Origin of the sequence: Streptomyces dysideae (genome assembly GCF_001514305.1) — a bacterium.
Lineage (GTDB): Bacteria > Actinomycetota > Actinomycetes > Streptomycetales > Streptomycetaceae > Streptomyces > Streptomyces dysideae.
Map to the genome: position 1 here is coordinate 120,560 of NZ_KQ949105.1, position 16,762 is coordinate 137,321.

At 68.1% G+C, this 16,762-nt stretch carries 11 protein-coding genes and 5 pseudogenes; 10 read left to right on the top strand and 6 right to left on the bottom strand.

The genetic code is table 11. From position 1 onward, the window contains the following. Positions 1-63 precede the first annotated feature (63 nt). A complete protein-coding gene (locus AQJ91_RS36075; protein WP_324618045.1) occupies positions 64-1,050 on the bottom strand; it encodes an HpcH/HpaI aldolase/citrate lyase family protein in 987 nt (328 codons plus the stop codon). Positions 1,051-1,191: 141 nt separating this feature from the next. Further along, a complete protein-coding gene (locus AQJ91_RS36080; protein ID WP_199848114.1) occupies positions 1,192-2,772 on the bottom strand; it encodes a CoA transferase in 1,581 nt (526 codons plus the stop codon). Positions 2,773-2,845: 73 nt separating this feature from the next. On the opposite strand from AQJ91_RS36080, the gene AQJ91_RS36085 reads away from it, so the two are divergent. After that, on the top strand, positions 2,846-3,907 hold the full coding sequence (locus tag AQJ91_RS36085) for a DEAD/DEAH box helicase family protein (RefSeq protein ID WP_234383246.1): 1,062 nt from the start codon (positions 2,846-2,848) through the stop codon (positions 3,905-3,907). 267 nt (positions 3,908-4,174) lie between these two features. Here the strand turns inward: AQJ91_RS36085 and AQJ91_RS36090 are convergent, their stop codons facing one another. Continuing rightward, the gene (locus AQJ91_RS36090; protein WP_159054724.1) at positions 4,175-4,705 is read right to left on the bottom strand and encodes a hypothetical protein; all 531 of its coding nucleotides are present in this window, start codon (positions 4,703-4,705) and stop codon (positions 4,175-4,177) included. Between the two features lie 520 nt (positions 4,706-5,225). Here AQJ91_RS36090 and AQJ91_RS36095 point away from each other — a divergent pair. The 4 genes and pseudogenes from AQJ91_RS36095 to AQJ91_RS36105 all read left to right on the top strand — a co-directional run. Then, positions 5,226-6,401, top strand: coding sequence for an alpha/beta hydrolase (locus AQJ91_RS36095; RefSeq protein ID WP_067030126.1), 1,176 nt, complete (start codon positions 5,226-5,228; stop codon positions 6,399-6,401). A gap of 24 nt (positions 6,402-6,425) precedes the next feature. Further along, positions 6,426-6,572 carry a hypothetical protein gene (locus AQJ91_RS54005; protein WP_159054725.1) on the top strand — a complete coding sequence of 49 codons (147 nt, stop codon included), beginning with the start codon at positions 6,426-6,428 and terminating at the stop codon, positions 6,570-6,572. A gap of 53 nt (positions 6,573-6,625) precedes the next feature. Continuing rightward, a pseudogene (locus AQJ91_RS36100) lies at positions 6,626-6,937 on the top strand (IS5/IS1182 family transposase); the annotation flags it as partial. Between the two features lie 412 nt (positions 6,938-7,349). Beyond that, positions 7,350-8,190, top strand: a pseudogene (locus AQJ91_RS36105) (IS110 family RNA-guided transposase); the annotation flags it as partial. Between the two features lie 223 nt (positions 8,191-8,413). Here AQJ91_RS36105 and AQJ91_RS36110 read toward each other — a convergent pair. After that, positions 8,414-9,148, bottom strand: coding sequence for an alpha/beta fold hydrolase (locus AQJ91_RS36110; RefSeq protein WP_067030129.1), 735 nt, complete (start codon positions 9,146-9,148; stop codon positions 8,414-8,416). 372 nt (positions 9,149-9,520) lie between these two features. Between AQJ91_RS36110 and AQJ91_RS50750 the strand changes: the two are divergent. Further along, positions 9,521-9,706: pseudogene (locus AQJ91_RS50750) on the top strand (IS110 family transposase); the annotation flags it as partial. 258 nt (positions 9,707-9,964) lie between these two features. Here AQJ91_RS50750 and AQJ91_RS50755 read toward each other — a convergent pair. Next, positions 9,965-11,040: pseudogene (locus tag AQJ91_RS50755) on the bottom strand (IS110 family RNA-guided transposase); the annotation flags it as partial. A gap of 262 nt (positions 11,041-11,302) precedes the next feature. Between AQJ91_RS50755 and AQJ91_RS36125 the strand changes: the two are divergent. Beyond that, positions 11,303-12,556, top strand: a complete 1,254-nt coding sequence (locus tag AQJ91_RS36125; protein WP_234383248.1) for a hypothetical protein — start codon at positions 11,303-11,305, stop codon at positions 12,554-12,556. 325 nt (positions 12,557-12,881) lie between these two features. Here AQJ91_RS36125 and AQJ91_RS36130 read toward each other — a convergent pair whose 3' ends face one another. Next, complete coding sequence (locus AQJ91_RS36130) at positions 12,882-13,586, bottom strand: hypothetical protein (RefSeq protein WP_067030139.1); 705 nt, start codon at positions 13,584-13,586, stop codon at positions 12,882-12,884. 1,226 nt (positions 13,587-14,812) lie between these two features. Between AQJ91_RS36130 and AQJ91_RS56470 the strand changes: the two are divergent. The 3 genes and pseudogenes from AQJ91_RS56470 to AQJ91_RS36140 form a co-directional block, all read left to right on the top strand. Then, positions 14,813-14,956, top strand: a pseudogene (locus AQJ91_RS56470) (DUF6207 family protein); the annotation flags it as partial. 333 nt (positions 14,957-15,289) lie between these two features. After that, entirely contained in the window at positions 15,290-15,976 is a 687-nt protein-coding gene (locus tag AQJ91_RS36135) for a CPBP family intramembrane glutamic endopeptidase (RefSeq protein WP_234383249.1), read from the top strand. 501 nt (positions 15,977-16,477) lie between these two features. Then, positions 16,478-16,762: GNAT family N-acetyltransferase (locus AQJ91_RS36140; protein WP_159054726.1), on the top strand; the 285-nt coding region annotated here is incomplete at its 3' end.

Consider the following 16,762-nt stretch of genomic DNA (forward strand, 5'->3'; position numbering starts at 1 on the left):
TCCCTACGGGTGCTTCCTGCCGTGATCCACCTGTTGGATCCGGCGGATTGGGCGCTGAGGCCATCAGTTGCGCTCCTCGTCGTCTCGAAGCGCATCCCGATGCTCATGGTCGGCGCGGCTCGCTCGCGCAACGATGGCACGTGCCTGCAGATAGACAGGGCGGTCCACCATGCGCCCGGCTACGACGCCGACGTCGTGCTCGCTCATGGTGTCGACCACGCGTCGCGCCCACTCGAGTTCATCGGGGCCAGGTGCCAGGGCGGCATGGACGGGCTCGATTTGGTCGGGATGGATGCACAGTTTGGCGGTGAATCCGGCCCGCAGGGATCGGCGTGTGTCACTGAGGATCTTTTCCCGATCGCGCACCGCGACGCAGACACCGTCGATGGGGGTGGCGATCCCGGCGGCGACCGAGGCGGTGAGAACGGCGAATCGGGCCGAGGCCAGCACAGTCTCTTCGTCGGGGTCCACACCGAGTTGGGCACTCAGATCAAGATGTCCGAACGCGAGTCGTGCAACGCCGGGAACGGATGCCAGGGACCGTACGTCAAGGACGCCGACGGCGCTTTCGATCAAGGCAATGAGGGCCGATCCCGCCGGGAGGTCGTCGTGAACGGCCTGCAGCAGGTGAGGGTTCTCAGCCTTGGGGACCATCAGCGTGACAGGCCGACCGCCGCTCGCCCGGGCCAGCGCTGTGATGTCGCCCAAGCCCCGGGGCGTGGTGGGGTCATTGATACGGAAGGCAACCGGTGTGCCGTTGCGTACCAAGACCTCGCCGGCCCTGCGCGCGGCGTCCTTGTCCTGCGGAGGGACGGCGTCCTCGAGGTCCACGACGACGAGATCGGCCCCGGCCGTGAGGGCTCGTTGGAACCGGTCGCGACGATTGCCGGGCACGAAGAGGACCGTACGGGCAGTCGAGACGTGTTCGGCCGGGCTGGGCCTGGACCGGACCTTCGGGGCGCCCGGGAGGCTGGAGGCGGCCGGTGGCTCGCTGATTCCCTTCATGTTCAAGGCGGTTGTTCCTTCGACGTGTGTGAGTTGGTAGGCCATTCGGAGTGGGGGATCCGAGCTGACCGTGGCTTGTGATGTCCAGCGTCAGAGGCTGTGACGGCCGCCTCCTTGACGGGACGGATACGCCGGGCCTGGCGTGCCATCACGCCGGCACGCTGCCACCAGCGGGAGGTGGAAAGTTCATGGGGAACTTCTCCGCAGAGGGCCCGCGACGGCCTTGTCCCTGTGCAGCCCCTCGATCTCCTCGGCCGACAAGCCAAGGTCGTCGGCGAGGATCGCGCGAGTGTGCTGGCCAAGGAGCGGTGCTGGTTCGGCATCGAAGGGGGCGCTGGCGAAGGTCAGCGGTGATCCGGGGGCAAGGTGTGGCCCGATGTCCGGCTGGTCGATGATCGACATGATCGGGTTGGCGCCGTCGGACGACTGCAGATGTTGAACCGCCTGTCCGAAGCTGCGGTACGGCGACCACACCAGCGATGTCCCGGTCAGCGCATGACACACCTCGGCCATCGGCCGGTCGGCGAACCAGCGCTGGAACAGGCCGGCCAGCACTTCGCGGTACTCGAACCTGTCGTCCTCGACGGAGAAGTCGGCACGTAGGGATTCCTCAAGGGCGGCCACAGGCTTGTGCATGCCCGTCACCTCAAGCAGGTCACGCCAGTGCCGACCGGTCAGGGCCACCACCATGAGGCGCCCGCCATCGCTGCAGGTGAAGTCCCGGGCGAACCCGCCGTACAGGTAGTTGCCTATGCGCTGGCGCTGCACGTTGTTCACCTGGGCCTCGGCCAGGAATCCCAGATTGCCCGCCATGGCAAGTGCCACATCGGCCAGAGCGACCCGCACCTGGTCACCCTCGCCTGTAGCGGCGCGACGACGCGCGGCCGCGGAGACTCCGAGTGCGGCGTACAGCCCGCAGGCGATGTCCCACGCGGGCAGCACGTGATTGACCGGATCGCCGTGACCGGCCGGGCCCGTGACCATGGGAAACCCCACCTCGGCGTTCACCGTGTAGTCCACGGCCGGAGACCCGTCGCTGCGTCCTTCGATCTGCACGTGGATGAGGTCGGGGCAGACGGCCGAGAGCTCGTCGTAGGACAGCCAGGGTCGGCCCACAGCGTTGGTGAGCACCACAGCGGTGCCCGCAGGGCAGGTGGCCACCAGGTCCCGCACGATGGCGCGTCCGGCGTCTGAGCGCATGTTGACCATCAGGGACCGCTTGCCCTTGTTCAGTCCGGCCCAGTACAGACTCGCGCCGGACTTGGTGAGCGGCCAGCGTCGCGTGTCGGCGGCGCCGTCCAGAGGGTCGACGCGGATCACCTCTGCACCGAGCTGCGAAAGCGTCATGCCGCCCAGCGGGGCAGCTACGAACGACGACACCTCGATCACACGCAGCCCGCTGAGCGGTCCTGTGGCCGGACGGCGGCCTGGGCTGCCTGCCGAGCCTGCGCGCTGGCTCGATGCTGCTTCTACCTGCATGAAGTTCCACCACTCTGTGCCGCTGAAGCCTGCACGGCTTGGTTCTCTTAGTGCACTGGTCAGACCACAGTACTCGCCCCTCTCAGGGCACACCAGTACTGGCTCGACAGGCCCGCGCGAATTGAGTGAGAGCTCACACAGATGAGCCCGGTGGCACCTCGTCGTTACCCACCCGAGCTCCGGCGCCGCGTCCTCGGTGTCATTGGATCCAGTCGGAAAGTCGCCGATGTGGCCAAGCTCCTTGGAGTCAGCGCGCAGACCATGATCACGTCCGTCGAGGTGGTGCATCGGCGGCTACTCCGTGGGTGGAGTGGTCCAGAATGGCTGCCTACCTTGCCTGCGCCGTACGTCGAGGACCCGCGTGACGCCCTCCAGCCCCGCACACACCCAGCACACCGCTCGCCTGGCCCTGCGCACCGACCAGCAGGAGGGCATCGCCAACACGGTCCGCCACCTGCGCCGCCCGCACACCCGAGGCCACGTCGTCTCCGCCTGCGGCACCGGCAAAACCCTCCTCGCGCTGCGCGCCTCCGAGGAACTGGGAGTGCGCCATCTGGCGGTGGCAGTGCCGAGCCTGGACCTGATCGCCCAATGGGCGGCCGCCGCCCGCGCCGACCTCCGCCGCGAGCCGATGATCACCGTCTCGTCGCTGCGCGCCGCCTCTCATCCGGTGCTGGCCGCAGCCGAGGCCGATTCCACCAACGAGGGGGAGTACCTGGCCTACTGGCTGGCCCGTCACCCCCGAGCAACGGTGTTCTTCACCTTCGACTCCCTGTCCAAAATCGAGGAAGCCCAGCACTCCGCCGTCTTCCCCGCCCCCGTCTTCGACCTCCTGGTCGTCGACGAGGCCCACGCCACCGCCGGCACCTGGACCAAGAACTGGACCGCGCTGCACGACAACAGCCGTATCCCGGCCGACCGCCGCCTCTACCTCACCGCCACCCCCTACGCCTGGGAAGCACCGCGCCTGGCCGAACCGCCCACCACCGGCCCGACCCCCAAACGCACGACCGCAACGGCCCCGCACTGGGACGACCCCACGCTGCTGGCCACCATGGACCAGCCGAAAATCTTCGGCGCCCGCCTGCACACCTACTCCCACGCCGACGCCATCGACGACGGCGTCCTGGCCGACTACCAACTCGTCGTACCCACCGTCACCGACGACGAACTGCGCACCGCGCTCACCGATCCGGAAGCCGGACCCACCGCACGCCGCACCACCGCCCTGCACCTCGCCATCCTCAAGGCCATGCGAGAGCAGGACCTGAACCGGGACGTAGTCCAGGTCCTTGATCGTGTCGAAACGCCGGTCCTGGTCATCGATCAGCGCATTGATGATGGGCAGCGAGCACGTGAGGTCCATGCTGGCCTTGGTCTCGTTGCGGACGATGGTCTCGAGGATCATGTACTTGGCGTCTGAGCCAGCCTGTTTGGCGGCACCGTTGAAGGTGATGCTGTTGGCCCCCCGGACCTTCATGATCGTGACAACGGTGCCCCGATTGCGCGCCTCCTCCCCGAGCTTGAACTCGGCTTCGCTGGGCGCCTCAGTGTCGGCGTTGCCGCCGGTCGCTCCTCCTCTCGGATCGTCGAGATAGATCGGCGGCTTTGAGGTACGCGCGTTCCGCCAAAGCCAGGAGTCGGCGACTGTCCGCCGAGCGGGAACGGATGGGTGGAGGACCTGCGCCGGCTACAGGAAGGGAGGAACCCAGATGCGCATGCCGAGCTGCCGGTAGGCGTCTGCGTTGTCCCGGATCGTCCACCAGTTCCGGCGGGTGAATTGCAGGGAGGTCGACTGGGCGGGGTGGCGCTTGCCCAGGGTTGCGCAGATCTCGGTCAGGTCAGGCGGGAAAGCCAGGACACCCGTCACGGCGAACGCTTCGTAGACGACAAGCGCGTACCAGTCGACGCCGGGGATGGTTCGCACGGTGTGCTCGTTCGGCCAGTCGGAGAGAGGATTGGCGAGGTACTTGACCTGTACGTACTCGCCGTCGACCGATCTCAGGTCGTAGTTCGCCTGGACCCGGGATTCAGCGAGCTGGCCTCCCGACAGGGCTGCGACCAGATGCTCGGCGAACTCGGCCAGTGGGTCCCGGTTCGACTGGCCGAGTCCCAAGGTCCCCAGCAGGGTTTGCCGCGCCAACCGGTAGGAGTCCAAGGCGCTCAACAGCTCGGGTATGCCAGCGCCGTTCGGCGCGGGATGAAGAACGCTATCGGTCACGCAGTAACGATGTCGCACCAGGCTGCAGGTCCGCCAGTGGTTCTACTGTGGAGGTGATGGCGATATCTGTAACTGATTGCACGAATCCCCATCAACGGCCGGACAAGATCAATTTCACCGGTGATCGCTGTGCCGACGCCAGGAGCTACGGGCGGATCCAGACCTTCTGGCCGCACGGTTCGAAGCGGATACCCTTCGGCCCAGTGAGTGGTGTGCATCGTGAAGTTGCAGGTCATGGGTCTGGTGTGCGCGGGGTGCATGGTGCTCGTGCTGGTCGTGGGCGGATGGCTTCGGTGAAGATCGTCGGTCGCCGGGAGACTTCGCGGTTCGTCAGGGCCAGCTGGGCCCTCACCAGAGCAGTCGCCCACTTCGGGTCGGTGCGGACCTTGCCGAGAACGCGTGTGTGCGCTGATGTTGAACCGGGTTCGTTGGATTTCCCAAACGAGTGACCTACGGCGGCGCGGTTGGGCGGGGAAGTCCCAGCAAATTTCCCCGAGTTGACGGTGGTACGTTCATATACATGCCGATGGGATACGTGGCGACGACCGCGCTCTTCGCCTGGTGCACCTTCTTCGCCGTTGTCGCGCCACGTCGGCCCCGGCCTCTGGCGACCATGAGCTTCTGGTTCGGCCTGGGCCTCAACGAGGTGCCGTTCGTGGGGATCTATGTCCTGGTGGTCTCCACGGCACTGGCCGCCCAGGGCGATCTGGAGTCACCGGGTGCCAAGGTGACAACTGCGGTGGCCGCCGTCGTCACCGTCGGCCTTGCTGTCTCCGCCTGGCGGGGCGTGCGCACGGATCAGGTGGTCGGGCGGGCTCTTGAGCAGGGCCTCGGGACCGGCTGGCGGGATCGTGTGCACGTACCGCTGCGCCGCCACCGGCCCTGGGCCCGCATCCTGCTGCTGCCGGGCCTGATGCGGCAGCGTGACGTGCAGCGGATCCCCAACATCCGCTACGGGGACGCCGGCCGCCGGAATCTCCTCGACATCTACCGTCGCCGCGACACACCGCAGAACGCGCCGGTCCTGATCTACTTCCACGGTGGCGGGTACACCAGCGGAGCGAAGAACCGCGAGGCACGGCCCCTGCTCTACCGGCTTGCCGGCCAGGGGTGGGTGTGCATCAGCGCCAACTACCGGCTGCGGCCCCAGACCACTTTCCCCGGCCACCAGATCGACGCCAAGAAGGTCATCGCCTGGGTCCGTGAGCACGCCCCCGAGTACGGTGCCGATCCGTCGAGGCTGTTCGTGGCGGGCAGCTCCGCCGGCTCCAACCTGGCAGCCCTGTGCGCGCTCACGCCGAACGACCCGGTGTTCCAGCCCGGATTCGAGTTGGCCGACACCTCGGTCACCGCGGCGATCTGCCTCTATGGCTACTACGGCCACTTCTTCGGCGAGGAGCCCGACGCAACGCCGTCCCCGAACCAACCGTATGCGTACCTCAACCCCGGTGCGCCACCGTTCCTCATCGCCCACGGTACCAAGGACGCGCTGGCGACTGTCGAGGGCGCCCGGAACTTCGTCGACCGGCTGCGCCGTGTCTCGGACAGCACCGTGGTCTACGCCGAACTGCCCGGCGGACAGCACTCGTTCGACCTGTTCCACTCCCCGCGCTTCGAGGCCGTCGTGGACGGCGTCGAAGCCTTCGCCGCCTGGGTCCTGGCTGCTCCGGAGCGCACTCCCGACTCAGCCCGTTAGGTCCTACGGGACGCAGACGACCCGGTGCAGGTCGGGACGGTCGGTGGGCAGCTGGGCCTGGACGCCTCGGCGCGCGGCAAGCTGGAGCCGCTGCGGGCGAAGATGACCAAGCTCGCCGGCCGAGGCTGGCTACACACACGGGGCGGCGGGCGATTCACCGCGCGGTTGTGATCGCGCGGGGGCAGGGCGTAACTGACAGGCCCCTGACGGCAGTTGAGTTTGGTGTGAAGGAAGCCAACAGCACCGTCGAGGGCCCTGATGGCCTTGTCTACACCGCCCGCCTGCCGCTCTCGAGCGCCACCCTGAATTGGCTCGCCGACCTGATCCGCGGCCATCTGAAGAAGATCGGCTCCAGGTGGCGGGCCCTGCCCGCGGGGAAGATCGCGGGCATCGTGCTGGCGGTACTGCGCTGTGACCAGCTGCCGGGCGACCTGGCCGGCGGCAACGGGGTACACCGCACCACCGTCGCCCGGTGGGTGCGGGAGGTCATCGGCCTGCTGGCCGCCCGCGCCCCGCGCCTGGAGCGGGCCCTGAAGACCGAGTGGTGACCGAAGTTGGATCCGGGATGCGTTCGCCCAGTGGTTACTGTGACCGTTCGGCGAACGGTTCCGTTCCGGCGCCTCCAAGCCCTCACCTTGCACCGCGGCGAGCAGAACATCGCGTCCGAGCGGCGGTCGACGCCGGCCACCCGCCGGGCCCCGCACTCCGGGCACTCCGCCTCGCCCGTGCCGTCCCGGACGGCCGCCAGGCGCTGGCGCAACCGCCGTTCCCGGCGCCACTGCCTGGACCGACACGCCGACGAACAGAACTCCGCCCCGGGCCGGGCTCCCGGCCTCAGCCGTTCCCCGCAGCCCCGGCAGATCCTTTCCCCGGCCCGACCGGCGTCCTCGGACACCAGGCCAGCGTAGGACGCCAGACTACTCAGAACCGGGGCTTAGAAACACGCACATAGACCTGGCGGACGGCGGGGCCGCCCTGGTCATCCCGGTCCTGCTCAACCACGGCCAGCAACTCCTCTACATTCCCGGACGGGCGGTCAACCGGGGCTCCGAGGGCTACCGGGGTGACGTCAAGACTGATGCCAAGGACGCGGCGGTCATCGCCGACCAGGCCCGCATCCGCCGCAGCCTCACGCCCTTGCGGCCCGGCGAAGAGCTGGTGTCCGACTGGAAGGTTCTCACCCGGCACCGCCGTGACCTCAGCGACGACCGCACCCGGACCATCAACCGGCTCCGCGGCCATCTCACTGAGGTCTTCCCCGGCCTGGAACGCGAACTCGACCTGGGCAATGTCGGCCCCTTGGTAACTCCTGACCGGCTACCAGACCCCGGCCGCTATCTGCCGGACCGGACGACGGCGTCTGGCCACCTGGCTGCGCAACCGCAAGGTCCGGGGCGCCGACGAACTCGCCGCCAGGGCCGTCCAGGCCGCAGAAGGACAGCACACATCCGTCCCCGGTGAGGACATGGCCGCCCACGTGGTGCACTCCCTGGCGAGGGAGGTGATGGCCCTCAACGAGAAGATCGCGGAGACCGACAAGCTCATCAAGGGCCGGTTTCGCCGACACCGCAACGCGGAGGTGATCACGAGCATGCCCGGCATCGGCGTCCTGCTGGGCGCCGAATTCGTGGCCGCCACCGGCGGAGACATGGCCGCGTTCGCCACCGCGGACCGGCTGGCCGCGTTCGCCGGCGTTTCCCCGGTGCCTCGTGACTCCGGGAAGGTGAGCGGCAACCTGCACCGCCCCACCCGCTACAGTCGGCGCCTCCAACGCGTCTTCTACACCTCCGTGGCTTGGTCACGAGAACAGACAGCACCTGTACACGAGTTTGGGCAGCACTCGAAGCTCTGCAGAAATCGAACAGTTCATGACTTCAGGCAGCACGGGCCCCTGCCGAGAGTGCAGCAGGGGCCCACGGTGTGGAGAGCTGCGGAGGGCCAGGACCTGTCCTCGATGAGCGGCATGCCGGCCGACATCAGCTACCGTCTGCTGCCGGTCTGACGGCCCGGCCTCACTTCAGATGTCGGGTGAAGAACTGGGCCGCGGCGTCTCCCGCGAACTGCGGGACGCCGGTGTGCCCGCCCATGTTGGCGTGCAGGGACTTCTCCTTGGAGCTGAAGGCGTCGAACAGGTCCAGGGCCGCCTGCCGGTCGTTCCCTTCGTCATCCCACTGCAGCAGGACGTGCAGTGGAATGGTGACCTGCCGGGCCTCCTCGAACATGGCGCGAGGCACGAAACTCCCGGCAAAGAAACCGGCGGCCACGATGCGCGGCTCGACCACCGCAAGCCGGACGCCGATGGAGATCACTCCCCCCGAGTACCCGACCGGGCCGCCGATCTCGGGCAGCGAAAGGAGGGCGTCCAGGGCGGCCTGCCATTCCGGGACTGACTTTTCGACCAGCGGGAGGATGAGGGCGTCGACGATCTCGTCGCTGACCGGCTCGCCGGCCTCCATCGCCCGGTGCAGGTCGGCGCGGGCCTGCTCGGCCGCGGGCCAACGGGGCCGGTCGCCGCTTCCGGGGAGCTCGATGGTAGCCGTGGCGAAGCCCTCCGCCGCGGAGTGCCGGGCCCGGGCCACCAGTCGGGGGTACATCTTGTGCAGCCCGAGGGGAGGGTGGCCGAGCAGGATCAGCGGCACCGGTGCGGGTGCGGATGCGGGTGTCCACAGGATGCCGGGGATCTCACCGAGGGTGAACTCGCGTTCGAGGACGCCGTCGTCGAGGCGCTGCTCGGAAGTGAATTGCATGGTCGTGCCTTTCGGGAGGGCTCTGGAACGGCGCTCCCGGACGGCCTATCGCCCGACCGTGACCCCGGAGGGGAGCACCCATGTCGATACTGCGTTCACGGGTACCACCTCCTCGTTCTCTCGCACGGCCTCCGGGAAAGTAGCAGTGGTCGCCGTGGTCCGCCAACGGGTTTTCGCGGAGCCTCCGTGGCCGGATACCACGGAGACACTACGCAGAGCTACTTAAGGTGTCGTCGCGACTTCCCGAGTGACGGCTCTGCGACGGCCGGGTGCACTGGCGCTGCCATTTCTCATGAACATCGAACACGACGCACCGCCGACGCCTCCCAAACTCGTGTACAGGCGCTGTCGGTTCTCGTGAACAAAGCCACCTCCGCGCTGATCAGCATCCGCTGTTGTGACGAATCCCGTCGCTTCTACGACCGCAAGCGCGCTGAAGGCAAACGACACAGCCAAGCTGTCATGGCACTCGCCCGGCGAAGGGTCAACGTCCTGTGGGCCCTGCTGCGTGACGGACGGTGCTACAAGCCCATACCGCCCGTCACTCAGGCCACTTGACAACTCCATTAGGAATCGGTTTACAGCAGAGAGGTGAGATGGCGCAGCTGCTTCACGAGGGGGGTGCCCCTATCTGTTTCGTCAACCCTGGCGGGGTCGGGTTGTAGGGGTTGATCCTGGTTTCCGGGAACGTCCCGCGAAGCGGGATGTTCCCGGCGGATCGGGTGGCTGATGGGCAGCCCGGTGGCCGGCAGGGCCGGAGTGGCCGTGCCGGTGCGCGGGCGTGATGGGGCCTGGAGGGTAGGGGCGGTGGAGTCGTCAGGCGGCGAGGCCGACGTCGCCCGGGGTGCGTGCTTCGTAGAGGGCCCCGGTGCGGATCATCGCGTGGATGACGTTCACGCGCTGGCGGGCCAGGCGGAGGATCGCCTGGGTGTGGGTCTTGCCGCGTGCGCGTTGCCGGTCGTAGTAGATCCGGGAGGACGGGTCGGCTTTGCAGCCGATCGCGGCGAACGCGGCCTGGAACAGGGCTCGTTTGAGGAGCCGGTTGCCGCGGTGGGGTGCGTGCTCGCCGCGGATGGAGGTGCCCGAGGACTTCGTGGCGGGCGCGAGTCCGGCGTAGGAGGCGAGGTGTCCGGCGGTGGGGAAGCCGCTGCCGTCACCGATCGCGACGATCACGGCGGCCGTGGTCCTGACGCCCAGGCCGGGCAGGGACGTCAGGAGGTGGAAAAGAGGGAGGGCCTCCAGCAGGGCGGCTATCTCCTGCTCGGCCTGGCGGCACCGAGCTGGGCGGCCAGACCGGGGATGATCAGCGCGGACGTCTCGGTGCCCGGGACGACCAGGGTCTGCTCGTCCAGCGCCTCGAAGATCTCGGTGGTGAGGTGGTGGGCCTTGCGCGAGCCGTTCGCCTTGAGCAGTGCCTCGACCCGGGCCCGCCCCAGCTTCCTGATCTTCGCAGGAGAGCCGTGCCGCTGAAGGAGGGCCTGGACGTAGGGGTAGGCCAGGCGCTTGCCCAGGACCCGCTCCAGGGAGGGGTGGATCTGGGAGAGCAGGCCGCGCAGCCGGTTGGTGGCGCGGTTGACCTCGCCGGCCAGGTCGTTGTCGTAACCGGTGAGCATGGTCAGTGCGGCCAGCGTCTCGTCGTCCCGGTCGATCGCGCGCAGGGTGTGCGGCATCGTGCGGGCCGTCTCGGCGATCACGAAGGCATCGCGAGCGTCGGTCTTCGCCTCACCGGGATACAGGTCGGCGGCCCGCCGCATCGACAGTCCGGGCAGATAGGCGACCCGGCAGCCCGCCGCGCGGGCCACCGTCAGCGGCAGCGCGCCGATGTTGGCGACCTGGTCCACGATCACCAGAACCGTGCCGAACTTCGGCCGGAAGGCACCCGACAATCTGGGTGCCTTCCCCCATGGCAAAGACCGCACCATCCTGGGGCCCCGCCCGGCTTCGGCCGTGCGGGGCCCTCTGCGTACTCGGTCGGCGGGCCTGTCCGCACGATGGACGCCGACTGAAGGGGAAGACAGCCCCTTCGGGACTGACGACGGTGTGACACGTGCGCTTCGAACGTTGCACCAGCCATCGGCTGGATCGCGTCGTGTCCCGCCGTTGCGGGTCGGGTACGGCTTCGGTAACTGGCCGTGGCAGTGGGGAGGCTGTGGGGTGGGGAAGGCGAGCCGGGGCAAGCTGGAGCGCAGCAGGGACAAGGCCGGGCAGTGGACGGCGGCTGGCGCGGCCCGGGCTGCGCACCGCCTGCGGGAGCAGACCCAGCGGTCTTTGATGGGTAACCCGTGGGTGCAGATGACGCTCGCCTCCAACATCAACAACGTCATCACCGAGCTGCAGGGCGTGCTGCTACACAGCGATCTCGCGGACATGGCGGAGAAGCCCGAGGGCCTGGAGTGGGATGCGGCGCTGTCGATGACGCTGGGCAAACAGGGACTTCGGCCGCCGTGGCCCCGTGCGGCCGGGGAGGCTGCCGCGTGGCAGGTACGGGAGATCCAGAAACTGCTGCGGCAGGCGGAGGTCCTCGTCATCTCCCCGGCCGCGCACGCCGCGGTCATGGCCGCGGCCGCCACCCTCGAGCCGGCCGATGTCAGCACCCTGGACCGTGACCAGGACATCCTCGTGCCCACCGGGCTGGTGGTGCTGCCCGAGCCGGTTGTGGTCGTCAACCGCACCGGCTCCCTGTCTGATGTCAAGGCGTTCGGCTGGCAGTTCATCACCCAGCACTTGATCCTGCCCACCGCCCAGTACCCGGGCGTGCAGGTGACGACGTTCATGGACCGCGACGGGCCCGTGCAACCGACCGGGTGGCGGCAGGCGGTCGCCCAGGCGCACGCGTCCGGCAGGCCCCTGCCGCCGCTGATGCCAGACGGCATGTACGGGATGCGGGGTGATGCGTGCCTGGCGGAAGAGAGCACCGAGACGCTCGCGGACCTGTCCGAGCGCCACCGCCAGCTGCAAACGGCCCTTACCCAGGCCTCGCAGTGGCGCTCCGAGCCGGTTCCCGAGACGGGCGAGTGGGGCGGCGGTCGAGTGGACGATCCGTACGACGACTTCGTGAGCCGCTATATGTTCGCCTTCTGGCGTCTGATTGCCCAAGGGGTCACGGCCGCCAGCCCGTCCCGGAGTACATCAGGGGTGCGTACGACGGCGGGCGGCGAGGACCGCTCCCTGCCGCGTGATCCCGAGGTGCGGGTCATCCGGCTTGCCGCGCCCTCGCCCCGTCCGTCGGATCCGGCGGGGGAGACGAAGCGGGTGTACCACCACCGGTGGCCGGTGCGGATGCACAAGGTCCGGCAGTGGTATCCCAGCCTGCAGGAACACCGGTTGATCTGGCGCGGCCCCTACATCAAGGGGCCGGCTGACGCACCGCTGATGATGGGGGAGAAGGCCTACCTCGTGGACTCATAGACGTCGCAGCAGCACAACTCATGGGCTGCCTGATCCCGGCGCGGCCCAGCTGGGAGTCTCATTCCTGGAGCACCGGACGCAGCATGGGCTGCGGTGTCCGGACGGACGCGTGGGCGCGTGGCGAGGTCGCGCAGGTACGGCTCGGATTCCTGCAGAAGGTCGGACCAGGGGTGGGCTACGCGATGGCCCAGTGGGTGCCGGGATCGAGGGTGTGGCTCGAGCAAGCGATGTCGACGATGCCGTTCGCCGAGCAGACCGGACGACAGCGTCCCGGACCGGCCACTTGCACGGGAGGATGGCCGGGGGCGCCGAGCCTGGCGGCCTGTCAGGGCAGAAGGAGCAGAACGAATGCGGTGTACGTGCTCGTGATGAGGGTGGTGGCGTGGGCCTCCCAGGGGCGGGGGCCCCGTGATGGCACGGTGCCGGGATGTCCAGTGCGCAGTGCACTGGCGACTGTAGCGGTGACGGTGAGCGCCAGGCCGGTGAGAATGATCGTATTCGCTGCAGCGGTCCCATCTGGCAGACGGAGCCCTCTGACTCTGCAGACGGTGCCTGCGATGACTGGCAGAACGCCGATCGCCGTTACACGCAGTGCGGCTCTATCAGCGTGTCCCTGCGAAGTGATCCACTCTGTCTTCTTCCAGTCCTGGTAGTCGGGCGAGTGTGTCGGATGGGTGGCCAGGCTGTCGCCGAGGGCAAGGGCAGTGAAAAAGACGCCCAGAAATCCGGCTGCTCCGGTGATCAGCAGCAGGAGGAGCCGGGCGTGAGGCAGAGCGAGGAAGGCGAGGATTTCGAACGCTGCGACTATGTCGACAAGAGCGATGACGACAGCAACAGCGGCGTACATGATCCCTGGCGTGAGGTTAGGCGTCAGTTCGCTTTCTGCGCCGATCGCGGCAAGAGCAATGGCTGCGATGATGCTGCCGATCATTGCGACGACGAGAAGCCCTGCGGCGAACGCGATGGCCTGGCCGCCGCTTGGATCCTCGGGAGGACTCGTGAACACGACGATGACTGCGGGGACTGCCAAGGCGCCGAGCGTTCCGACGATTGGGGCGTAGCCAGCCGCACCACGGCGTGCGTCATAGTGGCCTTCGGGAGTCTTGTCAGGCACAGGTGGTGTGGGGTCGTGTAGAGGGGTAGTTGTAGACCGCCGCTCCGCCGCTCTGCGTGCAGTGAGGGCGATCAAGCTGGCCGCAGTAATGGCGGCGAGAATCATCTTTGGGCGCTTCACGTGTCCCCCTCGTGACTGCTCGATGACGCTACGTGGCTATCGGAAAGCGCGTTGGAAAGATGCGAATCCGTGATGCGAAGCGACCCGCCTCCGTGCGCTGCCTCGGTCGGGTACGGCGGTACTGGCGCCCCGCGCCCAGCCGCTGGAGTCCAAAGAAGCGTCTGCTGGTTCTCGACCGAGCCGGAGGCCGTGGTGCGCGACCGATCATCCTCGATCGACACCGCCCGCGGCCCCGGCGGCTGGGTCCGGCAGCCGCGGGATAGCTCGGTCAGGATGCGCGGGGCGGTCGTCAGACGAGGCCGAGCGCGGCCAGTGTCGTCAGGGCGAGCAACGGTTCGTGAACGCCTCGTCAGCCTGCAGGCTGCGGTCGTTCGTACTGAACAGGTCCCTCAGATCCCGGCTGCCTGCCACGTCCACTCCCGAAAATGATCACCCTGCGAGCTCCAACTTATGCCCGCAGTATTCCTGTTGGGGATGCCGCCCCTGTCCGGGGTGGACAACTTGCTGCCTGCCGGGTGAGCGTACGGCATCCTTCAGCGATGAAGCTCGATCCCGAGCCCTGGTACAGCACCACCCTCAACGTCCGGATGCTGGCGGGAGTGGTCGTCGCAGTCTGGACTCTCCTCAAGACGATCACTGAGGGTGGCGCCGCACCATCGGCCGCAGGCGCTACCTCACCACCCGCCTCCGCAAGATCGCCCCCGGTGTCCCGGCACGACTACGTCGTGTCCCTGCTCGGAGAGTCGATGTGGCACAACGATGGAATGCACCCGTCTCACCGCCACCGAGCCAGAAGACGCCGATGACGAGGTCAGGAAGGTGGAGATCGCCGTCCGGACCTGGCCTCTGTCATGGCCACCGACGGCGACGAGCACTTCATGCTGTACCGCGGAGAGATGGGCAGGCACGGCTTCTACGAAGCTCCGAGTCTCAACTTCCGCGTGGCCAGCTACAACTCCCGCAGCTGCACTTGACGCCACGGTCGCCGTGAGTGACTGGCCGTAGTGTAGGTCGCGGCCCGCGGCGACCAGACCGCATTCGCCGTCCAAGAGCTGCTCGCCGTCCGGTGGGCGATCGCGTCGGCGGAACGTACGACCCGGGAGGCCGGCGAGCCGGGCGTGAGGCTGCGCTGCTTCCTGGACCTGCTCCAGGAGCCTGGCCAATAGCTCTGCGAGCACGGGCAGGCTTCGTCCTGGCCGTGCTCGCGGCAGCCGTGCAGTACGCCGCCCGGCTGCCAGTGTTGTCGACGACGACCCGGCCACCATCATGCAGTGGCCTTCGCTCAGAAGGTCCTCGCCGTGCGCAATGCTGGCCACGGCGGCCACTGACAGTGGCTCCTGGCGGCAAATGCCCGGTTTACCGCGACGGCGAACCGGCCTGCTGACCAGGACCAGATGACACAGACGCCCTTGGCCGTAGCTATACGAGAACAGGGCCGTGGAACGGCGCGTTGCTGGTCGCGCGTCGCGAACGTCGGCGATCCTTGTGCGGCCATGTGGATGCTGCTATTGGCCGTCGTGGTGCTCGCGGCCGCGAACGTGCTCAACGCCCTGCTCGCACCCGGTTGGTACGTGCCGGTCTGTGTAGTCGCGGCCGCGCTGCTTGTTCTGATCGCCCGCCGGTCCGGCCTCACTTGGGACGATCTGGGGCTCGGCAGGGCCGCGGCCCGCCGCGGTCTGCGCTGGGGCCTGGTCCTGGCCGGAGCCGTTCTCGTGGTCTATCTGGTGGGCCTGGCCCTACCGTTCACCCAAGAGGCATTCCAGGACGAGCGGGCCGCGGGCCTGTCTCCCGGCGAACTGGTGTACCGCGTGCTGGTCCGCGTACCGCTCGGCACGGTGCTGCTTGAGGAAATCGCATTTCGCGGCGTGTTGTGGGCCATGGTCTGGCGACGGTGGGGGCCTGTATGGGCCACCGTTGCTTCCTCGGTGCTCTTCGGGCTTTGGCACGTACAGCCGTCACGCGGGCTCACGCGCGCGAACGCTGCGGCCCAAGCGGTCTTCGGAGCCGGCCAGGTCGGCGTCACCCTGTCCGTGACAGCGGCGGTCGCCGGCACCGCCCTCGCCGGTGCGCTCTTCTGTGAGCTCCGCCGCCGCTCCGGCAGCCTCATCCCACCCGTGGTGCTGCACTGCTCCCTCAACAGTCTGGGCTACGCGCTCGCCTGGGCGGCGAGTCGCTGGTGGGCCTGATCGGCACACCTCGGTGCGTCAACGGCGCAATGGCGCTCGTAGGTCCATTTCTGCCCCACTCCCGGGCCGTCACTCACCGCTACATGTCCGTCTGCCGTAGCTATACGAGCGGACCCCCTCGACCCCCGCGAGTTCGCGGAAGCTGAAGGTTCTTCGGCGTGAACCCACGGGTGCGAGGCCCCGACTGTGAGGGGCGGGCCCGCGGGTTCGTGGTCAACTCGCTGGGTCAGCCTCGACCGCCTGGTTCCGATAAGGATCTTTGAAATCGGCTCTGGCCGCGCTTCCGTGAACGACCTTGGCGCTGCGACAGGCTGCCGCCGAATCGGTCTCACCTCTTGACCGCGCTGCCGAAGTGGCACGTCATCTGCCCGGCCGTCGGCCCGATGTTTCGCCCGTCACAGTGTGCGGTGCAGGCGGCTTGATGCCTTGCGGTCCCGGAGCGGCAGCACGGGCGAGCGCCGCATTACCGGTGAGGACCTTGCCTTCGGCAGGATGGGCGCCATGACCGAGATCCGCACACCTCGCCTCCTCCTGCGTCGCTGGCATGACGACGACCTCGCGCCGATGGCGGACATCAACGCGGACCCGCGGGTCATGCGCTGGATTGACGACGGCTCGGTGCGCGACCTGGACCACACGGCAGAGGCCGTCGAGCGGTGGGAGGAGGAGTGGGACGAGGAGGGCTTTGGACTCTTCGCCGTCGAGCTGCTGGCCTCGGGCGAACTGGCAGGCTTCATGGGTCTGTCCGTGCCCGAGTTCCTGCCGCAGGTACTGCCCGCCGTGGCG

Excerpts from the sequence above, each read along its gene's own strand:
- AQJ91_RS36075 (WP_324618045.1), bottom strand. The coding sequence starts at position 1,050 with ATGGCCTACCAACTCACACACGTCGAAGGAACAACCGCCTTGAACATG.
- AQJ91_RS36080 (WP_199848114.1), bottom strand. The coding sequence starts at position 2,772 with ATGCACCACCTCGACGGACGTGATCATGGTCTGCGCGCTGACTCCAAG.
- AQJ91_RS36095 (WP_067030126.1), top strand. The coding sequence starts at position 5,226 with ATGCCGATGGGATACGTGGCGACGACCGCGCTCTTCGCCTGGTGCACC.
- AQJ91_RS36110 (WP_067030129.1), bottom strand. The coding sequence starts at position 9,148 with ATGCAATTCACTTCCGAGCAGCGCCTCGACGACGGCGTCCTCGAACGC.
- AQJ91_RS36135 (WP_234383249.1), top strand. The coding sequence starts at position 15,290 with ATGCTGCTATTGGCCGTCGTGGTGCTCGCGGCCGCGAACGTGCTCAAC.